The sequence below is a fragment of the Planomonospora antibiotica genome (assembly GCF_014647955.1).
Classification (GTDB): Bacteria; Actinomycetota; Actinomycetes; order Streptosporangiales; family Streptosporangiaceae; genus Planomonospora; species Planomonospora parontospora.
This window is the reverse complement of record NZ_BMQE01000133.1, coordinates 1-1,572: the sequence shown is the minus strand read 5'-3', so window position 1 is coordinate 1,572 and position 1,572 is coordinate 1. Positions and strand designations below refer to the sequence as shown.

The 1,572-nt window shown below is 68.6% G+C and carries 2 protein-coding genes; one reads left to right on the top strand and one right to left on the bottom strand.

The window, feature by feature from the left end; translation table 11 throughout:
* Positions 1 to 100: 100 nt before the first annotated feature.
* A complete protein-coding gene (locus IEZ06_RS35745) occupies positions 101 to 367 on the top strand; it encodes a hypothetical protein (protein ID WP_189241098.1) in 267 nt (88 codons plus the stop codon).
* Positions 368 to 711: 344 nt separating this feature from the next.
* Here IEZ06_RS35745 and map read toward each other — a convergent pair whose 3' ends face one another.
* Entirely contained in the window at positions 712 to 1,500 is a 789-nt protein-coding gene (gene map, locus IEZ06_RS35740) for a type I methionyl aminopeptidase (RefSeq protein WP_189241097.1), read from the bottom strand.
* Positions 1,501 to 1,572: the final 72 nt, after the last annotated feature.

The window sequence follows — 1,572 nt, the reverse complement described above, 5'->3', positions numbered from 1 at the left end:
GCTGACCAGCACGTTCAGGTCGTGCCAGCCTCTAGGGGCCTGAATTACGCGGAACGCGGGTGTCTCACCCAGTTTCCGTGAGGCTGCGGGGACCGCGGATTTGGGCACCTCCGAGGTGAACTGGGCCTATCTGTATGACGACCGTGGATGGCCCTACCGGGTCGTCTGGAACTTCAATCTGCACTCGGACCTGCGTTCCAAGGTCGCAGGGTGGGGAGAGGGCCGGATCGATCAGGCGCGCCTGGGCACGCAGTACCGCAACTGGGACAAGCCGATGACGATCATCGCGCCCAAGGCGAAACCGGGACGAGGACTGGCCGTCGACGAGTTCAGCGACGTACTGAGCGCCCCGGCGCGCCGCAGGTAAGCCGGCCCGATCACCGCCCTGCAGGATCCGGCTCCCCCGGGGGCGCCCATCCGGCATCAGCGGCGCTCGCGGCCTTTGCGCCCAGCGACCCGCTGCGCCCGGCAGGTAGCCGACCGTACTCAGCCACCCACGGCGGGCGGTGCGGTCGGCTACGCGCTGGGCTGCAGCGCCGCCTGCCGGGCCAAGTGGTCAGGACGGCTTGAGCCGGCCCCACCCGGCCTGATCTGGCCCCAGTCCGGATCAAAGCGACGCCTCGTGGCACCTGCCACGACCAAACCTCTCTCGGTTCGATCTCCACGCTACGAGGGGAAGCTCAGTCACCCGCATCGGAACGGCTTTCGGACTCAGCGCGCGGGCGGGTTCTCGTCTTCGCGCCGGGTGAGGACGAGGGGGCCGTCCTCGGTGATGGCGACCGTGTGCTCGGAGTGGGCGGTGCGGGAGCCGTCGGCCGAGCGGATGGTCCAGCCGTCAGGGTCGTAGACGATCCGGTCGGTCGTGCGGGCGAGCCAGGGCTCCAGCGCGAGGGTCAGGCCGGGGCGGAGCTTCATGCCGCGGCCGGCCTTGCCCTTGTTCGGAACGTGGGGATCGCCGTGCATGGTGCGGCCGATGCCGTGGCCGCCGAATTCGTCGTTGACCGGATAGCCGTGGTCGCGGGCCACTGCCCAGATGGCCGCCGAGATGTCGCCCAGGCGGTTGCCCGGACGCGCCATCTCGATCGCCGCCTCCAACGCCTCCTCGGTGGCGCGGATGATCCGCAGGTCCTCTTCCGCGGCGGTGCCGACAATGACCGTGCGCGCCGAATCAGCCGCCCAGCCGTCGATGACGACCGCGATGTCCGCGCTGAGCACGTCTCCGTCACGCAGGGCGTAGTCGTGGGGCAGTCCGTGCAGGACCGCGTCGTTGACGGACAGGCAGATGACGTTGCGGAACGGGCCGCGGCCGAAGGACGGAGCGTAGTCCCAGTAGCACGACTCCGCCCCACGCCGTTTGATCATGCCGCGCACGTGGTGCTCGATGTCCAGCAGGTTGACGCCCACGTCGGCGATCCGGCCGACCTCGGAGAGCACTTCGGCGACGAAGCGTCCCGTCGCGTACATGCGTTGGATCTCGGCGGGCGTCTTCAGTTCGATCATGATTACCTCACGTCAAGGAGCAAGGCCGCGTAGTTAAGCCGTGATCCCTGCTGTCGACTTGGCTGTTTCTGC

Coding starts and splice junctions, on each gene's coding strand:
- map (WP_189241097.1), bottom strand. CDS start 1,500: ATGATCGAACTGAAGACGCCCGCCGAGATCCAACGCATGTACGCGACG.